Origin of the sequence: Burkholderia sp. M6-3 (assembly GCF_050858985.1) — a bacterium.
Taxonomy (GTDB): Bacteria; Pseudomonadota; Gammaproteobacteria; order Burkholderiales; family Burkholderiaceae; genus Paraburkholderia; species Paraburkholderia caledonica.
The window spans coordinates 3536134-3554767 of record NZ_CP110090.1 but is presented as its reverse complement, the minus strand read 5'-3'; the positions used below and the strand labels follow the sequence as shown (position 1 = coordinate 3554767).

Below are 18634 nucleotides of genomic sequence, written 5' to 3'. Positions count from 1 at the left end.
AGACCAGGACATGCAAATGACTACCCCACAGGCCGCCGACGCGCTCGCGCTGTACGGCCAACCCTTCGCGAGCCGCGTGCTGCTTGGCACGTCGCGTTACCCGTCGCTGCAATCGCTGTCGGATTCCATCGACGCAGCCCGACCCGGCATGGTGACGGTCGCGCTGCGCCGGCAGATGAGCGAAGGCGGCGCGGAAGCCGGCTTCTTCGATCTGCTCAAGCGCCATGGCGTGCCGCTATTGCCCAATACGGCAGGGTGCCTGACCGTCGGCGAGGCCGTGGCGACTGCGCACATGGCGCGTGAAATTTTCGAGACCGAGTGGATCAAGCTCGAACTGATCGGCGACGATTACACGTTGCAACCCGATCCGGTCGGTCTGATCGAAGCGGCCGTGAAGCTCGTCAAAGACGGCTTCAAGGTGCTGCCGTATTGCACCGAAGACCTCGTGATCGGCCGCCGTCTGCTGGATGCCGGTTGCGAAGCGCTGATGCCGTGGGGCGCGCCGATCGGCACCGGCAAGGGTGTCATCAATCCGTACGGCTTGCGCGTGCTGCGCGAGCGGCTGCCGGACGTGCCGCTCATTGTCGACGCCGGACTTGGCGTGCCGTCGCATGCGGCGCAGGTGATGGAATGGGGCTTCGACGGGGTGCTGCTGAACACGGCCGTGTCGCAGGCCACGCATCCGGACGCGATGGCGCGCGCTTTCGCGCTGGGCGTCGAAGCGGGGCGCCAGGCGTTTCTCGCGGGACCGATGGCCGAGCGCGAGAGCGCGCACGCGAGCACGCCGGTGGTCGGCATGCCGTTCTGGCATCAGGACGGGAGCGCGGCATGACGCAAACATTGGCTTTGAAAGACCGCGACCTGTTCTGGCCGCCCGCCGACGAACTCACCGAGGCGACCGAGCGCATCCGCGCGCGCCTTGGCGACTGGCCGCCTACCCACGCGCCGTGGCGTATCTGTCTGACCGCGCCGGACGAGCCGAACGGCGGCGACCTGATCGTACTCACCGATGCCGCCCGACACGGCGAGCAGATGGCGCACTGGCTGGTAAAGGGCGCGGCGGTGGTCGAAGCCGCCGAGAACAAGGCCACGCTGCACCTGGGCGGCGAGAAATATCGCCTTGAAGGGCATCTCGCGGAAGACTGGATTCCCGCGCTGGCCGCATTTCTCGATTGCGGTTTCGATCCGCACGACGCGTTGGTGCTGGCGCTCGCGTGGCGCGACGGCGACGAAACCCGGACCAACGCCGCGGGTGACGCTTTCCCGTGCGATCTGGCCACTTTCCCTCGCCTCGCCGGTTTGCCGCAAGCGCCGGCCCAAGCCTTTCCGCGCTGCCCGGAGCGGCTCGGGCTCTATCCGGTTCTGCCGAGCGCTGAGTGGGTCGAAAAGGTGGTCGGCTTCGGCGTGAAAACGGTGCAACTGCGCCGGAAGTCCGCCCATCCCGCCGACGAACTTGAGCGCGAAATCGCTCGCTGCGTTGCTGCGGGGCGTCAACACGACGCGCAGGTGTTCATCAACGACCACTGGCAGGCCGCGCTCGATGCAGGCGCCTACGGCGTGCACCTCGGCCAGGAAGATGTGCATACCGCGGATCTGTCGGCGCTCGCCGCGGCGGGGGTACGGCTCGGACTCTCGACGCACGGTTTCTACGAAATTCTGAAAGCGCTGCATTTTCGCCCCAGTTACATCGCGTTGGGCGCGGTGTTTCCGACCACGACCAAGGTGATGCCCACAGCGCCGCAGGGCCTCAAGCGCCTCGCCCGCTATGTCCGGCTGCTTGACGGCGTCGTGCCGCTGGTCGCAATCGGTGGGATCGACCTGCAGGTCTTGCCCGAGGTGCTCGCGACCGGCGTGGGGTGCGCCGCAGTCGTGCGCGCAGTGACCGAAGCCGCCGATCCCGCTGCCGCAGTTTTCGCACTGCAGCAAGGGTTTACGCGATAATCCCGATGATTCGTTAAGGGACAGGGCACCTCACGGCAACTTTTGCATGATGGCCCTATAATTCGGCCTTCCGTGTAAAAGGACTGTCAGTCAGTGTCTTCCCCCTCCGAGACCTTACTCGAGCTGCGCAATGTCGACTTCGGTTACGGCGACCGGCTCGTCCTGTCGAACCTGAATCTGCGCTTCAAGCGCGGTCAGGTCGTCGCGGTCATGGGCGGCTCGGGTTGTGGCAAGACCACGGTGCTGCGGCTGATCGGCGGTCTGGTGCGCGCCCAGCGCGGCGAGATCCTGTTCGACGGCCAGAACGTCGGCGCACAGTCGCGCGAGGGCCTGTACGCGTTGCGCCGCAAGATGGGCATGTTGTTCCAGTTCGGCGCGCTGTTTACGGACATGTCGGTGTTCGAGAACGTCGCGTTTGCGCTGCGTGAGCACACGGAGCTTCCCGAGGAATTGATTCGCGACCTCGTGCTGATGAAGCTCAACGCGGTCGGCCTGCGCGGCGCGCGCGATCTGCTGCCCTCGGAGATTTCGGGAGGTATGGCACGGCGGGTGGCGCTGGCGCGCGCCATCGCCCTCGACCCCGAACTGATGATGTACGACGAGCCGTTCGCCGGCCTCGATCCGATCTCGCTCGGCATCACGGCGAACCTCATCCGGGCGCTCAATCAGGCGCTCGGCGCGACGTCCATTCTGGTGACGCACGACGTGCCGGAATCGTTCGCGATCGCCGATTACGTTTATTTCCTGGCCAACGGCGGCGTCCACGCCGAGGGCACACCTGCGCAACTGCGTGCGTCCACGGACCCGACGGTGCGGCAGTTTATCGACGGCGCGCCAGACGGCCCGTTCAAATTTCACTATCCGAGCAAGACGCCGTTGGCGGCGGACTTCGGCGTCGGCGGAGGTCAGTCATGATCGGTTCACTGATCAGCTCGGTCGGCCGCTCGGTGCTCGACGTGCTCGGCACGGCCGGCTATGCGACGCGCTTTTTCCTGCGCCTCGTGCTCGAGTTTTTCCCACTGCTGCGCCGCCCGCGTCTTGTCACGAAGCAGATCCACTTCGTAGGTAATTATTCGCTGGTGATCATCGCGGTGTCGGGGCTGTTCGTCGGCTTCGTGCTCGGCCTGCAGGGTTACTACACGTTGAATCGCTACGGCTCCGAGCAGGCGCTTGGGCTGCTAGTCGCGCTGTCGCTCGTGCGCGAACTCGGGCCGGTAGTCACGGCGCTGCTGTTCGCCGGTCGCGCGGGCACCTCGCTCACTGCTGAAATCGGCCTGATGAAGGCCGGCGAGCAATTGACCGCGATGGAAATGATGGCGGTCGATCCAGTCAAGGTCGTGGTCGCGCCGCGCCTGTGGGCCGGCATCGTTGCCATGCCGATTCTCGCCGCGATTTTCAGCGCGGTAGGCGTTGCGGGTGGCTATGTGGTCGGCGTGCTGCTGATCGGTGTGGACGCCGGTGCGTTCTGGTCGCAAATGCAAGGCGGCGTGGATGTCTGGCGCGACGTGGGCGCGGGTGTCGTCAAGAGCGTGGTGTTCGGTCTCGCGGTGACGTTCGTGGCGCTCTTTCAGGGCTATGAAGCCAAGCCGACGCCGGAAGGCGTGTCGCGTGCCACGACGAAGACCGTTGTGTACGCGTCGCTTGCGGTGCTCGGCCTCGATTTTCTGCTGACCGCGCTGATGTTCAGCTAAGACTGCGCTGCATGTTTTCCGCTGCGGCGCGTCAGTGGCGCGCGCGGCGGAGTAACGGCGCGGCAGATTCACTTTGGGATGACGATGAAAAAGACTGCTCTCGACTTCTGGGTCGGCCTGTTCGTGGTGTTGGGTTTTGTGGCGTTGCTGTTCCTCGCGCTCAAGGCCGGCAACATGAGCTCGCTGTCGTTCCAGGCGACCTATCCGGTTAAGCTGAAGTTCGACAATATCGGCGGATTGAAGGCGCGCGCGCCCGTGAAGAGCGCGGGCGTGACGGTTGGCCGCGTCGGCTCGATTGGTTTTGACAGCAACGCCTATCAGGCGGTCGTTACTATCGACATCGACAAGCAATACCAGTTTCCGAAAGACACGTCGGCAAAGATCCTGACCTCGGGCCTTCTCGGCGAGCAATACATTGGCCTGGAGCCGGGCGGCGACTCCGAGATGCTCAAAGCCGGCGACACGATCTCGATGACGCAATCGGCAATCGTGCTCGAAAACCTGATCGGACAGTTCCTCTATAGCAAAGCGGCTGATTCGGGGGCGTCGAAGCCCGGCGCGGGATCCGCGGCCTCTGCGGCGGCTTTGCCTGCTTCCGGCTCCGCCGGTCAATAAGGAGAACAATAATGCAGACCACACACGCTGGGAGCGCTGGCGCCTTCCGGGTGGCCAAACTGGCCGTCGCTGCCGCGCTGCTCGCGGGCTGTACCACGGTGCAGACGCCCACCAAGGGCGATCCGCTCGAAGGCTTGAACCGCACGATCTTCACGGTCAACGACAAGCTGGACCAGTACGCGCTGAAGCCGGTCGCAAAGGGTTACGTGTTCATCACGCCGCAGCCGATTCGCGACAGCGTGACTAACTTCTTCTCGAACATCGGCGACGTCTACATCGCGGCGAACAATCTGCTGCAGTTGAAGATCACCGACGGCGTGCAGGACATCATGCGGATCGTGATCAACACGGTCTTCGGTGTCGGCGGTTTGTTCGACGTGGCGACGCTCGCCAAGCTGCCCAAGCACGACAACGACCTCGGCCTGACGCTCGGCCACTATGGCGTGCCGGCAGGTCCGTACCTGGTGCTGCCGCTGTTCGGGCCGAGCACGGTGCGCGACGCGGTGGGTTCCATCGGCAATTACTATGTGAACCCGCTCAGTTATGTGGATCCGGCGGGTTTGAGCTGGGCGCTGTACGGCCTCAACATTGTCAATACGCGCGCGAATCTGCTTAACGCAAGCGATGTGCTGGAAGGCGCTGCGCTCGACAAGTATTCGTTCGTGCGTAACGCGTATTTGCAGCGTCGTCAGTATCTGCTGTCGGACGGCAAGCAGTCGCAGGCGTTGCCGAACTATGGCGACGAAGCGCCGCTGCCGAAATACGAAGACGTCGACGGCACGGCCGCCGGTGCGCCGGCAGGCGCGGTGACGGGAACGGCGGGCGCGGCTGGAACGAACAGTGCTGCCGCAAAGGCGTCGGCCGCGTCGGGTGCGAGCGCCGCCACGCCGCCGCAAGCCGCTTCGGGAACCGGAACGGCTAACAACGCCGCGGCGCCCGAGTCCGCTTCGGGCAGCTCGGAAACGCCGCCGCTCGATTTGAACGGCGGCCCCGAAACCACGCAGATCCCGGCGGGACAGCTTGTGCCGCCCACACGGTTCAACATCCCGTCATTCAAATTGCGCTGACCGCGTGGCCGTAACAGATCGATACGACTCTCGCAGTTTGCGCATGGATTGCCGCTGAACTCGCGTGTTAATGTCGGTTCAAACGGTTGCACTATTTTTTACGCAAGGCTCGATATGAAAAAATTTTTCCTGATTCCGTTGTTTGTTGCGCTGTTCTCGTTCACGAGTTTGGGTGCCTCTGCGCAGACTGTCGACAGTAGCGCGCCGGACGTTCTGGTCAAAACAGTCACGCAGCAGGTGATCGACGCCGTACATGCCGACAAGTCGATCCAGCAGGGCGACATCTCGCACATCACGCAACTCGTCAACCAGAAGATCCTGCCGTACACGGATTTCCGCCGCACCACGCAGCTGGCAATGGGCCGCAACTGGCGCACGGCGACGCCTGAGCAGCAGAACCAGGTCGTCGAACAGTTCAAGATGCTGCTGATTCGCACGTATTCGGGCGCGCTTGCTCAGGTGCGCGACCAGCAGATCCAGTACAAGCCGTTCCGCATGAATCCTGATGACACCGACACGGTGGTTCGCTCCGTCGTGTTGAACAACGGCTCGCCGATCCAGCTCGACTATCGTCTTTACAAGACGCCGCAAGGCTGGCGTGTCTATGACATCAACGTGCTCGGCGCGTGGCTGATCCAGGCGTATCAGCAGCAGTTCAACGAGCAGATCCAGCAGAAGGGCGTGGACGGGCTGATCCAGTTCCTCACGCAGCGCAATCAGCAACTCGCCGCGGGCAAGCAGTCGTGAGCGAAGTGCTGAGCCCCGTCGCAAATCGCTTTGCGAGCGGCGCAACGCTGACCCACGCGAGCGCGAATGCCGCGCTTGCGGCGGGTCTTGAGCGCATTGCCGCGGGCGCGGGCGCGGTCGATTGCGCGCCGCTTACGCAGTTCGATTCGTCGGCGCTCGCCGTGCTCCTCGCATGGCAGCGAGCCGCTCAGGCTCGCGGCGCCGCCTTCCAGATCCTCAATTTGCCGGCTGGCCTTGCCAGTCTTGCGCAAGCCTACGGCGTCGATACGCTGCTGTCGGCGCGACATTGACGCTCTCCTGAAGCGTTCATCGCGCCGTTCCGCACTCCCCGCTACTGAGATAGGGCCTTTGCGTTTTGCCCTATAATCAAGCGTTTTTTGGGGCGCGGTTCGGACCGCCTAACCGGCCCCAATTCCGTTTCTTTCCCGCATTTTGCGCCCGCCCAGGGCTCCTTTAAGCGCCGCGTCGCACGTGGCGCACTGTCATGTCAGCCATAGAAATTCGTAACGTCAAAAAGCGCTACAAAGACTTGCAGGCGCTCAAGGGCGTCAGCCTCTCGGTGGAAGAAGGCGAGTTCTTCGGGCTCCTCGGTCCGAACGGCGCGGGCAAGACAACGCTCATCAGCATTCTCGCTGGCCTCGCGCGCGCCGACGAGGGCAACATTGCCGTGCGCGGCCACGACGTGGTCGGCGACTTCCGCGCGGCTCGCCGCGCGCTCGGCGTGGTGCCGCAGGAACTGGTGTTCGATCCGTTCTTCACCGTGCGCGAAACGTTGCGTATCCAGTCGGGCTATTACGGGCTGCGCAACAACGACGCGTGGATCGACGAGATCATGGCCAATCTCGATCTCACCGACAAAGCCGACGCCAACATGCGCGCACTGTCAGGCGGCATGAAGCGCCGCGTGCTCGTCGCGCAGGCGCTGGTGCACCGCCCGCCCGTGATCGTGCTCGACGAGCCGACGGCCGGCGTCGACGTCGAGTTGCGCCAGACGCTGTGGAAATTCATCTCGCGCCTGAATCGCGAAGGCCACACCATCGTGCTGACCACGCACTATCTGGAAGAGGCCGAATCGCTGTGCGACCGCATCGCGATGCTGCGCCGCGGCGAAGTGGTAGCGCTCGATCGCACGAGCACCTTGCTGCAACGCTTTGCCGGCATGCAGTTGTTCGTGCGCTTCGCACAAGGCGTGCTGCCGGCCGAACTGCGGCCGCTCGAAGCCGAGGGCGGCGCGGGCAATGGCAACGGCCGTCAGCACTTGCTGCGTCTCACGAGCTATGACGAGGTCGAGAAAATCCTCGCGCAATGCCGTGCGGCGGGTTGCACATTCGAAGAAATCGAGGTCCGCAAAGCCGACCTCGAAGACGTTTTCGTTCAGGTGATGAACGGTCCGGAAGTGATCGAGGGGCTCGCATGAGCGGCTATAGCGGTTTCGGCACGCTGTTCTACAAAGAAATTCTGCGCTTCTGGAAGGTGTCGTTCCAGACGGTGTTGGCGCCCATCATCACCGCGCTGCTGTATCTGACCATTTTCGGCCACGCATTGCGCGACCATGTACAGGTCTATCCGGGCGTCGAATACACGAGCTTCCTGATTCCAGGCCTCGTGATGATGAGCGTGTTGCAAAACGCGTTTGCGAACAGTTCGTCGTCGCTGATCCAGTCGAAAATCACCGGTAATCTGGTGTTCGTGCTGTTGCCGCCGTTGTCGCATTACGAGATGTTCGGTGCCTACGTTCTCGCGGCGGTCGCGCGTGGGCTTGCGGTCGGCTTCGGTGTGTTCATCGTGACGATCTGGTTCGTGCCGATCAGTTTCGTCGCGCCGCTATACATCATTCTGTTCGCCATTTGCGGCGCTGCGATTCTCGGCACGCTGGGTCTGATTGCGGGTATCTGGGCCGAAAAGTTCGACCAGCTCGCCGCGTTCCAGAACTTCCTGATCATGCCGCTCACGTTTCTCTCGGGCGTGTTCTACTCCACACATACGTTGCCGCCGGTATGGCGCGAGGTGTCGCGGCTCAATCCTTTTTTCTACATGATCGACGGCTTTCGCTACGGTTTCTTCGGGATGTCGGATATCAATCCGCTCGTGAGCCTCGCGATTGTCGCCGGTTTCTTCGTGGTGCTGGCCGTGGTGGCGATGCGCATGCTCGCGTCCGGCTACAAGCTGCGCCACTGACAGGAGCTTTTCTCATGTTGCCGACTCCCGAACAGGTCAAGCAATACATCGCCGCTGGGCTTGCCTGCCAGCATCTCGAAGTCGAAGGCGACGGTCAGCATTTCTTTGCGACCATCGTTTCCCCGAGCTTCGAGGGCAAGCGGCTGATCCAGCGTCATCAACTCGTGTATGCGGCACTCGGTGACCGCATGCGCGAAGAAATCCACGCGCTCAGCATGAAAACGCTGACGCCCGCCGAATGGCAGAACGCGTAATCTGGAAATTTAGTGCGAATTACTCAGGAAGGGCGCGACGCCGGCAGCGGCGCGTCGAACACATTCAAAGCAGTCCCGGCTGAAGTCCGGGTCGATCAGGAACAGACAGGCATGGACAAACTCGTCATTGAAGGTGGCTACCCGCTGTCGGGTGAGGTCGTTGTCTCGGGCGCGAAGAACGCGGCGCTGCCGATCCTGTGCGCCAGTCTGCTGAGCGCGGAGCCGGTGGAACTGGATAACGTGCCGGATTTGCAGGACGTGCGCACGATGCTCAAGCTGCTCGGCCAGATGGGCGTGCGCATTGAAAGCGGCAACGGGCGCGTGTCGCTCGACGCATCGAAGGTGGATAACCTCGTCGCGCCGTATGAGATGGTGAAGACCATGCGCGCGTCGATCCTGGTGCTGGGCCCGCTGGTCGCGCGTTTCGGCCACGCGCGCGTGTCGCTGCCAGGCGGTTGCGCGATCGGCGCGCGCCCGGTGGATCAGCACATCAAGGGCCTGCAGGCCATGGGCGCCGAGATCACCATCGAGCACGGCTTTATCGAAGCGCGCGCGGAGCGCCTGAAGGGCGCACGCATCATCACCGACATGATCACGGTGACCGGAACCGAAAACCTGCTGATGGCGGCGGTGCTTGCGGAAGGCGAGACGATCATCGAAAACGCGGCGCGCGAACCCGAAGTCGGCGACCTTGCGCATCTGCTCGTGCAGATGGGCGCGAAGATCGAGGGCATCGGCACTGACCGCCTCGTCATTCAGGGCGTGGACAAGCTGCACGGTGCAAAGCACACCGTCATTCCGGACCGGATCGAAGCCGGCACGTTCCTGTGCGCGGTGGCCGCGGCGGGCGGCGACGTCACCTTGCGCCACGTGCGTCCACAGATTCTGGAAGCGGTGACCGACAAATTGCGCGAAGCCGGCGTGACAATCGAGGAAGGCGACGACTGGATGCGCGTGCGCATGGACAAGCGTCCGAATGCCGTGTCGTTCCGCACTTCCGAGTACCCGGCGTTTCCGACCGACATGCAGGCGCAGTTCATGGCGCTGAATACGGTGGCGGACGGCAAGGCGCAGGTTGTCGAAACGATCTTCGAAAATCGCTTCATGCACGTGCAGGAGTTGAACCGTCTCGGCGCCAACATCACAACCGACGGCAAGACCGCGCTCGTGACCGGCGTCGACAAGCTCTCCGGCGCCAAGGTGATGGCAACGGACCTGCGCGCGTCGGCCAGTCTCGTGATCGCTGCTTTGCGTGCGGAAGGCGAGACGCTGATCGACCGCATTTATCACCTCGACCGCGGCTATGACCGCATGGAAACCAAGCTCAACGCGATTGGCGCAAAGGTGCGCCGCATCGCCGGGAGCCAGGCATGAGTTCGATGCCGCAAACGTCGAGCTCGCCGGCGGTCAGCGCGCCGCTTACGCTTGCTTTGTCGAAGGGGCGTATCTTTGAGGAAACGCTGCCGCTACTGGCTGCAGCCGGCATAGAAGTAGCCGAAGATCCGGAGACCTCGCGCAAGCTGATTTTGCCGACTACCGACGCTAATCTGCGCGTGATCATCGTGCGCGCGACCGATGTGCCGACCTATGTGGAATACGGCGCGGCCGATTTCGGCGTGGCCGGCAAAGACGTGTTGCTCGAACACGGCGGCAGCGGCCTGTATCAGCCGGTGGATCTGGACATCGCGCGCTGCCGGATGTCGGTCGCGGTTGCGGCGGGTTTCGATTATGCGAACGCGGTGCGCCAGGGCGCCCGCTTGCGCGTGGCAACCAAGTACGTCGAAACCGCACGTGAGCATTTTGCCGCCAAGGGTGTTCACGTCGACCTGATCAAGTTGTACGGTTCCATGGAACTGGCGCCGCTCGTCGGACTCGCGGACGCCATCGTCGACCTGGTCAGTTCGGGCAACACGTTGCGCGCCAACAATCTCGTGGAGGTCGAGGAGATCATGCAGATTTCGTCGCGCCTCGTTGTGAACCAGGCGGCGCTGAAGCTCAAGCGCGCCGCATTGCGGCCGATTCTCGACGCGTTCGAACGCGCGACGAAAGCCGGTCTTGCCGCGGCCTGACAGGCGGATCGAGCCAGTTTGACTTTGCTCTAAAGCGCGCCTTACCGAAACGGATACCCGTATGTCTATCAAGATTCGCAAACTCGATTCCACTGCTCGCGACTTCCAGAAGTCACTGCATGCGGTGCTCGCGTTCGAGGCGAGCGAAGACGAAGCAATCGAGCGCTCGGTCGCGCAGATTCTCAGCGACGTCAAGGCGCGCGGCGACGCGGCGGTGCTCGAATACACGAACCGCTTCGACCGCCTGAGCGCGAACAGCGTTGCCGCGTTAGAGCTGCCGATGTCGGAACTCGAAGCGGCGCTCGAAGGTCTCGAGCCGAAGCGGCGCGCGGCGCTCGAAGCGGCGGCGGCGCGCGTGCGCGGCTATCACGAGAAGCAGAAGATCGAGTGTGGCAGCCATAGCTGGCAATACACGGAAGCCGACGGCACCGTGCTCGGCCAGAAGGTCACGCCGCTCGATCGCGCGGGCATTTACGTGCCGGGCGGCAAGGCAGCGTACCCGTCGTCGGTGCTGATGAATGCGATTCCGGCGCGCGTGGCCGGTGTGCGCGAAATCGTCATGGTGGTGCCCACGCCGGACGGCGTGAAGAACCCGCTCGTGCTGGCGGCGGCCTTGCTCGGCGGCGTGGATCGAGTATTCACGATTGGCGGCGCGCAGGCCGTCGGCGCGCTCGCGTACGGCACGCAAACCGTGCCGGCTGTCGACAAGATTTGCGGTCCGGGCAATGCGTATGTGGCATCGGCCAAGCGGCGCGTGTTCGGCACAGTCGGCATCGACATGATTGCGGGGCCATCGGAAATTCTCGTGCTGTGCGACGGTACGACCGACCCGCGTTGGGTCGCGATGGACCTGTTCTCGCAAGCCGAGCACGACGAGCTCGCGCAGTCCATTCTGCTGTGCCCGGACGACGCGTTCATCGGCCGCGTGAACGACGCGATCAACGAACTCTTGCCCACCATGCCGCGCCGGGATGTTATCCAGGCGTCGCTGGAAGGGCGCGGCGCGCTCATCAAGGTGCGCGATATGGCGGAGGCTTGCGCGATCGCCAACGACATCGCGCCGGAACACCTCGAAATTTCGGCGCTGGAGCCGCATCAGTGGGGGCAGTTGATCCGCCACGCGGGCGCAATTTTCCTCGGTCGCTATACGAGCGAGAGTCTCGGCGACTACTGCGCGGGGCCGAACCACGTTTTGCCCACGTCTCGCACCGCACGGTTCTCGTCGCCGTTGGGCGTCTACGATTTCTTCAAGCGCTCGAGCGTGATCGAAGTGAGCGCGGAAGGCGCGCAGACGCTTGGCGAGATCGCCGCCGAACTGGCTTACGGCGAGGGCTTGCAGGCGCACGCGCGCAGCGCCGAGTACCGGATGCGGCATAGCGGCTGAGCGCGGCTGGAGCGGCAAGGCGGCTACGCGAATCGGTTGACCGGCTGATCACAGCGGCGGCGATCGAAGCGGCCTATGCAACTCGAGTGACCGGCGCCCGAACTGCGCACAAGGCGGGAACGGTACGCAGCCAATGCATCGATGCCGCACGGTTCGCCGCTTACCGCGCAACTCCTGTTGACGAACTCGTATCCAATAACGACAACGCAGACCAACCCGACGCGGCGAGCCGCTGCAAAACAAGGCGCGTCCGACGCGTTTCATGCGCCAGACGCGTGCGACACGCGCGGCCAGCCAACTGACCTATGACGACACCTCAAGACATCATCCGACGCGACGTGCTCGCGATGACGAGCTATCCCGTTGCAGACGCGACCGGCTACATCAAGCTCGACGCAATGGAAAACCCGTTTCCGCTGCCGCCGGTGCTGGCCGCGCATCTTGGCGAGCATCTGGCGGGCGTCGCGCTCAACCGTTACCCGGCGCCGCGCCCCGAAGCGCTGATAGAGAAAATCAAGCGCGTAATGGGTGTGCCGGCCGGCTGCGACGTGCTGCTCGGCAACGGCTCCGACGAGATCATCAGTATGGTGTCGATCGCGTGCGCGAAGCCGGGCGCCAAGGTGCTGGCGCCGGTACCGGGCTTCGTCATGTATCAGATGTCGGCGAAGCTCGCGAATCTGGAGTTCATCGGCGTGCCGCTGAACGCCGACTTCACGCTCGACACGCAAGCCATGCTCGCGGCAATCGCGGAACACGAGCCAGCGGTCGTCTATCTCGCCTACCCGAACAACCCCACGGGCACGTTATTCGACGATGCCGACATGGAGCGCATCATCGCCGCAGCGACGAAAAGTCTCGTGGTGATTGACGAAGCGTACCAGCCGTTCGCGCAGCGAAGCTGGCTGCCGCGCGCCGACGCGTTCGACAACGTCGTCGTGATGCGCACGGTGTCGAAGCTGGGTCTCGCCGGCATCCGTCTCGGTTATCTGGTCGGCAAGCCCGCCTGGCTGACCGAACTGGACAAGGTGCGCCCGCCCTACAACACCAACGTGTTGACCCAGGCGGCGGCGGACTTCCTGCTGGATCACGTCGACATGCTCGACTCGCAAGCCGCGCAATTGCGCGACGAGCGCACGAAACTCGCGCAGGCCGTGGCCGAATTGCCGGGCGCCGAAGTGTTCCCGAGCGCCGGCAACTTTCTGCTGGTGCGCGTGCCCGACGCTTCGGTTCTGTTCGAAACCCTGCTCGCCGCGCGGGTTTTGATCAAAAACGTGAGTAAAATGCATGCACTGCTCGCCAATTGTGTGCGTTTGACCGTCGGTTCTCCCGAAGAAAACGCCCAATTGCTCGCCGCGCTGAAACTCGTGCTGCACTGAGCGAACGGCGACAAGCCGCGGCAAGCAGCGGCTCGCCGCTCCCACCCCACACTACTATCGCTTCACAGCTAGATTCGAGGAATTACCATGCGCCTTGCGGAAGTCGTTCGCAATACCAGCGAAACGCAGATCCGTGTCAAGATCAATCTGGACGGCACCGGTCAGCAAAAGCTGGCCACCGGCGTGCCGTTTCTGGACCACATGCTCGACCAGATCGCGCGGCATGGCCTGTTCGATCTCGACATCGAAGCGCATGGCGACCTGCACATCGACGACCACCATACTGTCGAAGACACCGGCATCACGCTCGGTCAGGCCGTGGCAAAAGCAATCGGCGACCGAAAGGGCATTCGCCGCTATGGCCACTCGTATGTGCCGCTCGACGAAGCGCTTTCACGTGTCGTAATCGACTTTTCCGGCCGTCCGGGACTCGAATTTCACGTGCCGTTCACGCGCGCGCGCATCGGCACGTTCGACGTCGATCTGTCGATCGAATTTTTCCGCGGCTTTGTGAACCACGCGGGCGTCACGCTGCATATCGACAACCTGCGCGGCCTGAACGCTCACCATCAACTGGAAACGGTGTTCAAGGCTTTCGGTCGTGCGCTGCGCATGGCTGTCGAGCTGGACGAGCGCGCGGCGGGACAGATTCCGTCGACCAAGGGCAGCCTTTAAGCGACGCATTTACCAGGACCGGGGTCGCGCAATCCGCGCGCCCGGTGTTCAATGGATATTCTGAAGTCGTTTATCTCGCTGCTCGCGCTGATCAATCCGATCGGCGCCATTCCGTTTTTCATGAGCCTGACGGCGAATCAGAGCGACGTCGAGCGGCGCAGAACGATTCGGATCGCGGCGATCTCGGTGTTCTGCGTGATTGCGATAACCACGATGCTCGGGCAGCAGATCATCAGCTTCTTCGGCATTTCGGTCGGTTCGCTCGAAGTAGGCGGCGGGATCATCATGCTGCTGATGGCGATCAACATGCTGAACGCGCAGATCGGCAATAGCCGTTCGACGCCCGAAGAACGCCACGAGGCAGAGCAGAAGGACAACATCGCGGTCGTGCCGCTGGCGATCCCGCTGTTGACCGGCCCGGGCGCGATCAGCACCACGATCATCTATGCAGCCGGCTCGCCGCACTGGTACGACCGGATCAGCCTGATCGTGATCGGCGCGGTTCTGGCGGCGATCTGCTTTTTTTCGCTGCGTCTTGCCGAACCGATTGCCCGCTGGGTTGGTCGCACGGGTATCAACATCGGCACGCGGCTCATGGGTTTGATGTTATCGGCGCTGGCGGTGGAATTCATCGTCGATGGATTGAAGGCTTTGCTGCCTAACTTGAAATGAAAACTTCGATAGCGATTGTGGATTACGGAATGGGCAACCTGCGCTCGGTGGCGCAGGCCTTGCGCAAGGCCGCGCCGGAAGCGGATGTGGCGATCGTCGACAAGCCCGAAGCGATTCGTGCGGCCGATCGCGTGGTGTTGCCGGGCCAGGGCGCAATGCCCGATTGCATGCGCAGTCTCGCGGAGTCCGGCTTGCAGGAAGCAGTCGTGGAAGCGTCGCGCGTGAAGCCGCTGATGGGCGTCTGCGTCGGCGAACAGATGCTGTTCGACTGGAGTGCGGAGGGCGACACGCCAGGCCTCGGACTGTTGCCGGGCAAAGTGCTGCGTTTCGATCTGGAAGGCCAGGTGCAGGACGACGGCTCGCGCTTCAAGGTGCCGCAAATGGGCTGGAACCGCGTGCGTCAGGCGCTGCCGCATCCGCTGTGGGACGGCGTGGCGGACAACGCATTCTTTTACTTCGTGCACAGCTACTACGTGGTGCCGGAAAATCCCGCGCATACGTCCGGCGAAACCGTGTACGGTGTGCCCTTTACCTCGGCGGTGGCGCGGGATAACATCTTCGCGACCCAATTTCACCCGGAAAAGAGCGCCGACGCGGGGCTGCGCGTGTATCGCAACTTCGTGCACTGGAACCCGTGAGCGCCTTTGTCCGTTCCGTTGCCGTGCATCGTTCCGCCACGAGCGGGACCCCTGCCGCGCGCCACAGCTTTTGCACCGTGATTTCGCGCGGCCCTGCCAGTACGCAAGGCCGCCGAAAGAGTTGTACTAAACTAGCGAGACGGCGTTCTGGCGAGCTGACCTACCAGCCGCTGCCGCCGACCTTCAACCCCTTCCCACACAACACCCGATTGCTATGCTGCTGATCCCCGCCATCGACCTGAAAGACGGTCAGTGTGTACGCCTCAAACAGGGCGATATGGACCAGGCGACGATATTCTCCGAGGAACCGGCGGCTATGGCCCGACATTGGGTCGAGCGCGGCGCGCGCCGTCTGCACCTCGTCGACCTGAATGGCGCGTTCGCCGGCAAGCCGAGGAACGAAGAAGCGATTCGCGCAATCATCGAGGAAGTGGGCGGCGAGATTCCCGTGCAGCTCGGCGGCGGCATCCGCGACCTGAACACGATTGAGCGCTATCTCGACGACGGTCTGGAGTACGTGATCATCGGCACCGCGGCGGTGAAGAATCCGGGCTTCTTGCAGGACGCGTGCACGGCGTTCGGCGGCCATATCATCGTCGGTCTGGATGCGAAAGACGGCAAGGTCGCGACCGACGGCTGGAGCAAGCTGACGGGCCACGAAGTCGCCGATCTCGCGCGCAAGTTCGAGGATTACGGCTGCGAGTCGATCATTTACACGGACATCGGCCGCGACGGCATGCTGCAAGGCATCAACATCGAAGCGACCGTGCGTCTTGCTCGCGCGGTGAAGATTCCGGTGATCGCGAGCGGCGGGCTGTCGAACCTGACCGACATTGAATCGCTATGCGAAGTCGAGGACGAAGGGATCGAAGGCGTGATCTGCGGCCGGGCAATCTACTCGGGCGACCTCGACTTTGCGGCTGCGCAAACACTGGCGGACCGGCTGCGCGAATCGGACGACGCCTGAACCGTGGCGCCGCTGTCGTCGCGATGCGACTGGCAGGTTTGACGCGTTCGCGCCCGGATTTCTTTCCGGCACTCGAGCGCACTTGGCGGCGTGTTCCAGCGGCGCGCTCCCGTAGCGGTTCGAGGCTCGGTTGCGCGGAATACATCCGGCGTGGCGCGGCCTCCCGCGCCGGACCATGCCGCTCGCTTCAGTCCGAAGTGAGCGGCCTCATCAGCGGTATTGGCAGAATTGCAAGATCATGGCTCTAGCTAAACGCATCATTCCCTGTCTCGACGTCACCGCTGGCCGCGTGGTCAAGGGCGTCAACTTCGTCGAATTGCGCGACGCGGGCGACCCGGTCGAAATCGCGCGGCGTTACGACGATCAGGGCGCGGACGAACTCACTTTCCTCGATATCACCGCTACCTCGGATCAGCGCGACCTGATCCTGCCGATCATCGAAGCGGTCGCCTCGCAGGTCTTCATTCCGCTGACGGTCGGCGGCGGCGTGCGCGCTGTCGAAGACGTGCGCCGTCTGCTGAACGCGGGCGCGGACAAGATCAGCATGAACTCGTCGGCGGTCGCGAATCCACAGCTTGTGAAAGACGCTACCGACAAATACGGCTCGCAATGCATCGTCGTCGCGATCGACGCCAAACGCGTTTCGGCGGACGGCGAGACGCCGCGCTGGGAAGTCTTCACGCACGGCGGACGCAAGGCCACCGGCCTAGAAGCGGTCGAATGGGCGCGCAAGATGGCCGAACTCGGCGCGGGCGAAATCCTGCTGACCAGCATGGACCGCGACGGCACGAAGAGCGGCTTCGACCTCGCGCTCACGCGCGCGGTGTCCGACGCGGTGCCGGTTCCGGTGATCGCGTCGGGCGGCGTGGGCAATCTGCAGCATCTCGCCGACGGCATCACGAGCGGCCACGCGGACGCCGTGCTTGCCGCGAGCATCTTCCACTATGGCGAGCACACAGTGGGCGAGGCCAAGCGCTTCATGGCCGAGCAAGGCATTTCGGTGAGGTTGTGACGTGGTGAATCCAACGGCAGTCAATTGGCTCGACAAGGTCAAATGGGACGCGAACGGCCTCGTGCCGGTCATCGCGCAAGAAGCGTCGACGAACGACGTGCTGATGTTCGCGTGGATGAACCGCGAGGCGTTGGCAAAGACCATCGAACTGGGCCGCGCGGTGTACTTCTCACGCTCGCGCCAGCGCTTGTGGTTCAAAGGCGAAGAGTCCGGCCACGTGCAGCATGTGCATGAAGTGCGGCTCGATTGCGACGAAGACGTCGTGCTGCTGAAAGTGGAGCAGGTGTCCGGCATTGCGTGCCACACCGGCCGTCACTCGTGCTTTTTCCAGAAATTCGAAGGCACGGCCGAAGATGGCGACTGGATCGCCGTCGATCCCGTGCTGAAAGACCCCGAACACATCTACAAATGACGCAGACCACGCAAGTTACACCGTCCACGCCGTCCACGACCGACACGCTGATGCGCCTCGCGGCGATCATCGACAGCCGCAAGGGCGGCGATCCCGACGTGTCGTACGTCTCGCGCTTGTTCCACAAAGGCGACGACGCGGTGCTCAAGAAAATCGGCGAAGAGGCCACCGAAGTCGTGCTGGCAGCCAAGGACACGCGCCATGGCGGCGCGACGAAGGCGCTCGTCGGCGAGGTCGCGGACCTGTGGTTCCACTGCCTCGTGATGCTTTCGCACTACGATCTGAGCCCGGCCGACGTGCTCGCCGAACTCGAGCGTCGCGAAGGTATGTCCGGCATCGAAGAAAAGGCGCTGCGCAAGAGCCGCGAGCGCGAACAGAACGGCGACTGAACCTCATTCTTCGTCGATGTTTTCCCGTACTGTCTTGAAGTGGCGCGCGCCGGAGCCCACATTGCACTGAACGCATCGCAAACGCATCCTCGGGAGGACGCAAGCATGGAACAGTCGCATGAGAGTTATCCGCGGCCGGCGTATCGCCACGCGATGGAGCCGGAGCGGGAACGCAGCCTGCGCACGCTGACGCACGTGCTGTACGCGCTGTATGCGGTGCATTGGCTGACGGGCGGGCTGACCATCCTCGTCGCGATCATCATCAACTATGTGAAGCGGAGCGACGCCGCGGGCACGCCGTATGAAGCCCACTTCGAGTGGCAAATCCGCACGTTCTGGATCGGCCTGCTGGGCTATGCGATAGGCGGGCTGCTGCTGTTCGTGGTGATCGGTGTTGCGGTGCTGTGGGCGGTGAGCATCTGGATGTTGTACCGTATTATCAAAGGGTGGCTGTATCTGTACGATAACAAGCCACTCGCGAATCCGCGTTCGTGGTTCTGAATTCGTCTGACGTTAAGGACGATTGCGGAGCCGCGACGGACCGCGT

At 63.2% G+C, this 18634-nt stretch carries 23 protein-coding genes; all 23 read left to right on the top strand.

What is annotated here, in order from left to right; genetic code table 11:
• The first annotated feature begins 16 nt into the window (after positions 1-16).
• Positions 17-832 (top strand): thiazole synthase, encoded by an 816-nt coding sequence (locus tag OH764_RS15550; protein WP_498847371.1) that lies wholly within the window; start codon positions 17-19, stop codon positions 830-832.
• The gene (gene thiE, locus OH764_RS15545; RefSeq protein ID WP_498847370.1) at positions 829-1941 is read left to right on the top strand and encodes a thiamine phosphate synthase; all 1113 of its coding nucleotides are present in this window, start codon (positions 829-831) and stop codon (positions 1939-1941) included. Before OH764_RS15550 ends, thiE begins: the two co-directional genes overlap by 4 nt.
• Before the next feature lie 93 nt (positions 1942-2034).
• Positions 2035-2856: an ABC transporter ATP-binding protein gene (locus OH764_RS15540; protein ID WP_498847369.1), complete on the top strand. Its 822-nt coding sequence runs from the start codon at positions 2035-2037 to the stop codon at positions 2854-2856.
• Between the two features lie 8 nt (positions 2857-2864).
• Positions 2865-3632, top strand: a complete 768-nt coding sequence (gene mlaE / locus OH764_RS15535; RefSeq protein WP_498848839.1) for a lipid asymmetry maintenance ABC transporter permease subunit MlaE — start codon at positions 2865-2867, stop codon at positions 3630-3632.
• An 84-nt stretch (positions 3633-3716) separates the two neighbouring features.
• Positions 3717-4247, top strand: coding sequence for an outer membrane lipid asymmetry maintenance protein MlaD (mlaD, locus tag OH764_RS15530; protein WP_498847368.1), 531 nt, complete (start codon positions 3717-3719; stop codon positions 4245-4247).
• Positions 4248-4258: 11 nt separating this feature from the next.
• The gene (locus tag OH764_RS15525; RefSeq protein ID WP_498847367.1) at positions 4259-5314 is read left to right on the top strand and encodes an MlaA family lipoprotein; all 1056 of its coding nucleotides are present in this window, start codon (positions 4259-4261) and stop codon (positions 5312-5314) included.
• Between the two features lie 114 nt (positions 5315-5428).
• Positions 5429-6061, top strand: coding sequence for an MlaC/ttg2D family ABC transporter substrate-binding protein (locus OH764_RS15520; protein ID WP_498847366.1), 633 nt, complete (start codon positions 5429-5431; stop codon positions 6059-6061).
• Positions 6058-6351: an STAS domain-containing protein gene (locus tag OH764_RS15515; RefSeq protein WP_408201832.1), complete on the top strand. Its 294-nt coding sequence runs from the start codon at positions 6058-6060 to the stop codon at positions 6349-6351. Before OH764_RS15520 ends, OH764_RS15515 begins: the two co-directional genes overlap by 4 nt.
• Positions 6352-6545: 194 nt before the next feature.
• Positions 6546-7478, top strand: coding sequence for an ABC transporter ATP-binding protein (locus OH764_RS15510; protein WP_020070639.1), 933 nt, complete (start codon positions 6546-6548; stop codon positions 7476-7478).
• Positions 7475-8239, top strand: a complete 765-nt coding sequence (locus tag OH764_RS15505; protein WP_498847365.1) for an ABC-2 transporter permease — start codon at positions 7475-7477, stop codon at positions 8237-8239. Before OH764_RS15510 ends, OH764_RS15505 begins: the two co-directional genes overlap by 4 nt.
• Before the next feature lie 14 nt (positions 8240-8253).
• The gene (locus OH764_RS15500; protein WP_006052280.1) at positions 8254-8493 is read left to right on the top strand and encodes a BolA family protein; all 240 of its coding nucleotides are present in this window, start codon (positions 8254-8256) and stop codon (positions 8491-8493) included.
• Positions 8494-8604: 111 nt separating this feature from the next.
• Complete coding sequence (murA, locus tag OH764_RS15495; RefSeq protein ID WP_204523740.1) at positions 8605-9867, top strand: UDP-N-acetylglucosamine 1-carboxyvinyltransferase; 1263 nt, start codon at positions 8605-8607, stop codon at positions 9865-9867.
• Complete coding sequence (hisG, locus tag OH764_RS15490) at positions 9864-10562, top strand: ATP phosphoribosyltransferase (RefSeq protein ID WP_020070642.1); 699 nt, start codon at positions 9864-9866, stop codon at positions 10560-10562. Before murA ends, hisG begins: the two co-directional genes overlap by 4 nt.
• A 61-nt stretch (positions 10563-10623) precedes the next feature.
• Complete coding sequence (hisD, locus tag OH764_RS15485; protein ID WP_020070643.1) at positions 10624-11946, top strand: histidinol dehydrogenase; 1323 nt, start codon at positions 10624-10626, stop codon at positions 11944-11946.
• A gap of 305 nt (positions 11947-12251) precedes the next feature.
• Positions 12252-13322, top strand: a complete 1071-nt coding sequence (hisC, locus tag OH764_RS15480; protein ID WP_498847364.1) for a pyridoxal phosphate-dependent aminotransferase — start codon at positions 12252-12254, stop codon at positions 13320-13322.
• Positions 13323-13409: 87 nt separating this feature from the next.
• The gene (gene hisB, locus OH764_RS15475) at positions 13410-13997 is read left to right on the top strand and encodes an imidazoleglycerol-phosphate dehydratase HisB (RefSeq protein WP_015003873.1); all 588 of its coding nucleotides are present in this window, start codon (positions 13410-13412) and stop codon (positions 13995-13997) included.
• A gap of 51 nt (positions 13998-14048) precedes the next feature.
• Positions 14049-14669, top strand: a complete 621-nt coding sequence (locus tag OH764_RS15470) for a MarC family protein (RefSeq protein WP_020070646.1) — start codon at positions 14049-14051, stop codon at positions 14667-14669.
• The gene (hisH, locus tag OH764_RS15465) at positions 14666-15307 is read left to right on the top strand and encodes an imidazole glycerol phosphate synthase subunit HisH (protein WP_498847363.1); all 642 of its coding nucleotides are present in this window, start codon (positions 14666-14668) and stop codon (positions 15305-15307) included. The genes OH764_RS15470 and hisH overlap by 4 nt, the downstream gene beginning before the upstream one ends.
• Before the next feature lie 214 nt (positions 15308-15521).
• Positions 15522-16274 carry a 1-(5-phosphoribosyl)-5-[(5-phosphoribosylamino)methylideneamino]imidazole-4-carboxamide isomerase gene (gene hisA, locus OH764_RS15460; RefSeq protein WP_020070648.1) on the top strand — a complete coding sequence of 251 codons (753 nt, stop codon included), beginning with the start codon at positions 15522-15524 and terminating at the stop codon, positions 16272-16274.
• Between the two features lie 238 nt (positions 16275-16512).
• A complete protein-coding gene (gene hisF / locus OH764_RS15455; RefSeq protein WP_020070649.1) occupies positions 16513-17286 on the top strand; it encodes an imidazole glycerol phosphate synthase subunit HisF in 774 nt (257 codons plus the stop codon).
• Between the two features lies 1 nt (position 17287).
• Positions 17288-17698: a phosphoribosyl-AMP cyclohydrolase gene (gene hisI, locus OH764_RS15450; protein WP_020070650.1), complete on the top strand. Its 411-nt coding sequence runs from the start codon at positions 17288-17290 to the stop codon at positions 17696-17698.
• A complete protein-coding gene (locus OH764_RS15445; RefSeq protein ID WP_087751734.1) occupies positions 17695-18087 on the top strand; it encodes a phosphoribosyl-ATP diphosphatase in 393 nt (130 codons plus the stop codon). Before hisI ends, OH764_RS15445 begins: the two co-directional genes overlap by 4 nt.
• Positions 18088-18192: 105 nt before the next feature.
• Positions 18193-18588 carry a DUF4870 family protein gene (locus OH764_RS15440; RefSeq protein WP_458035351.1) on the top strand — a complete coding sequence of 132 codons (396 nt, stop codon included), beginning with the start codon at positions 18193-18195 and terminating at the stop codon, positions 18586-18588.
• Positions 18589-18634 lie beyond the last annotated feature (46 nt).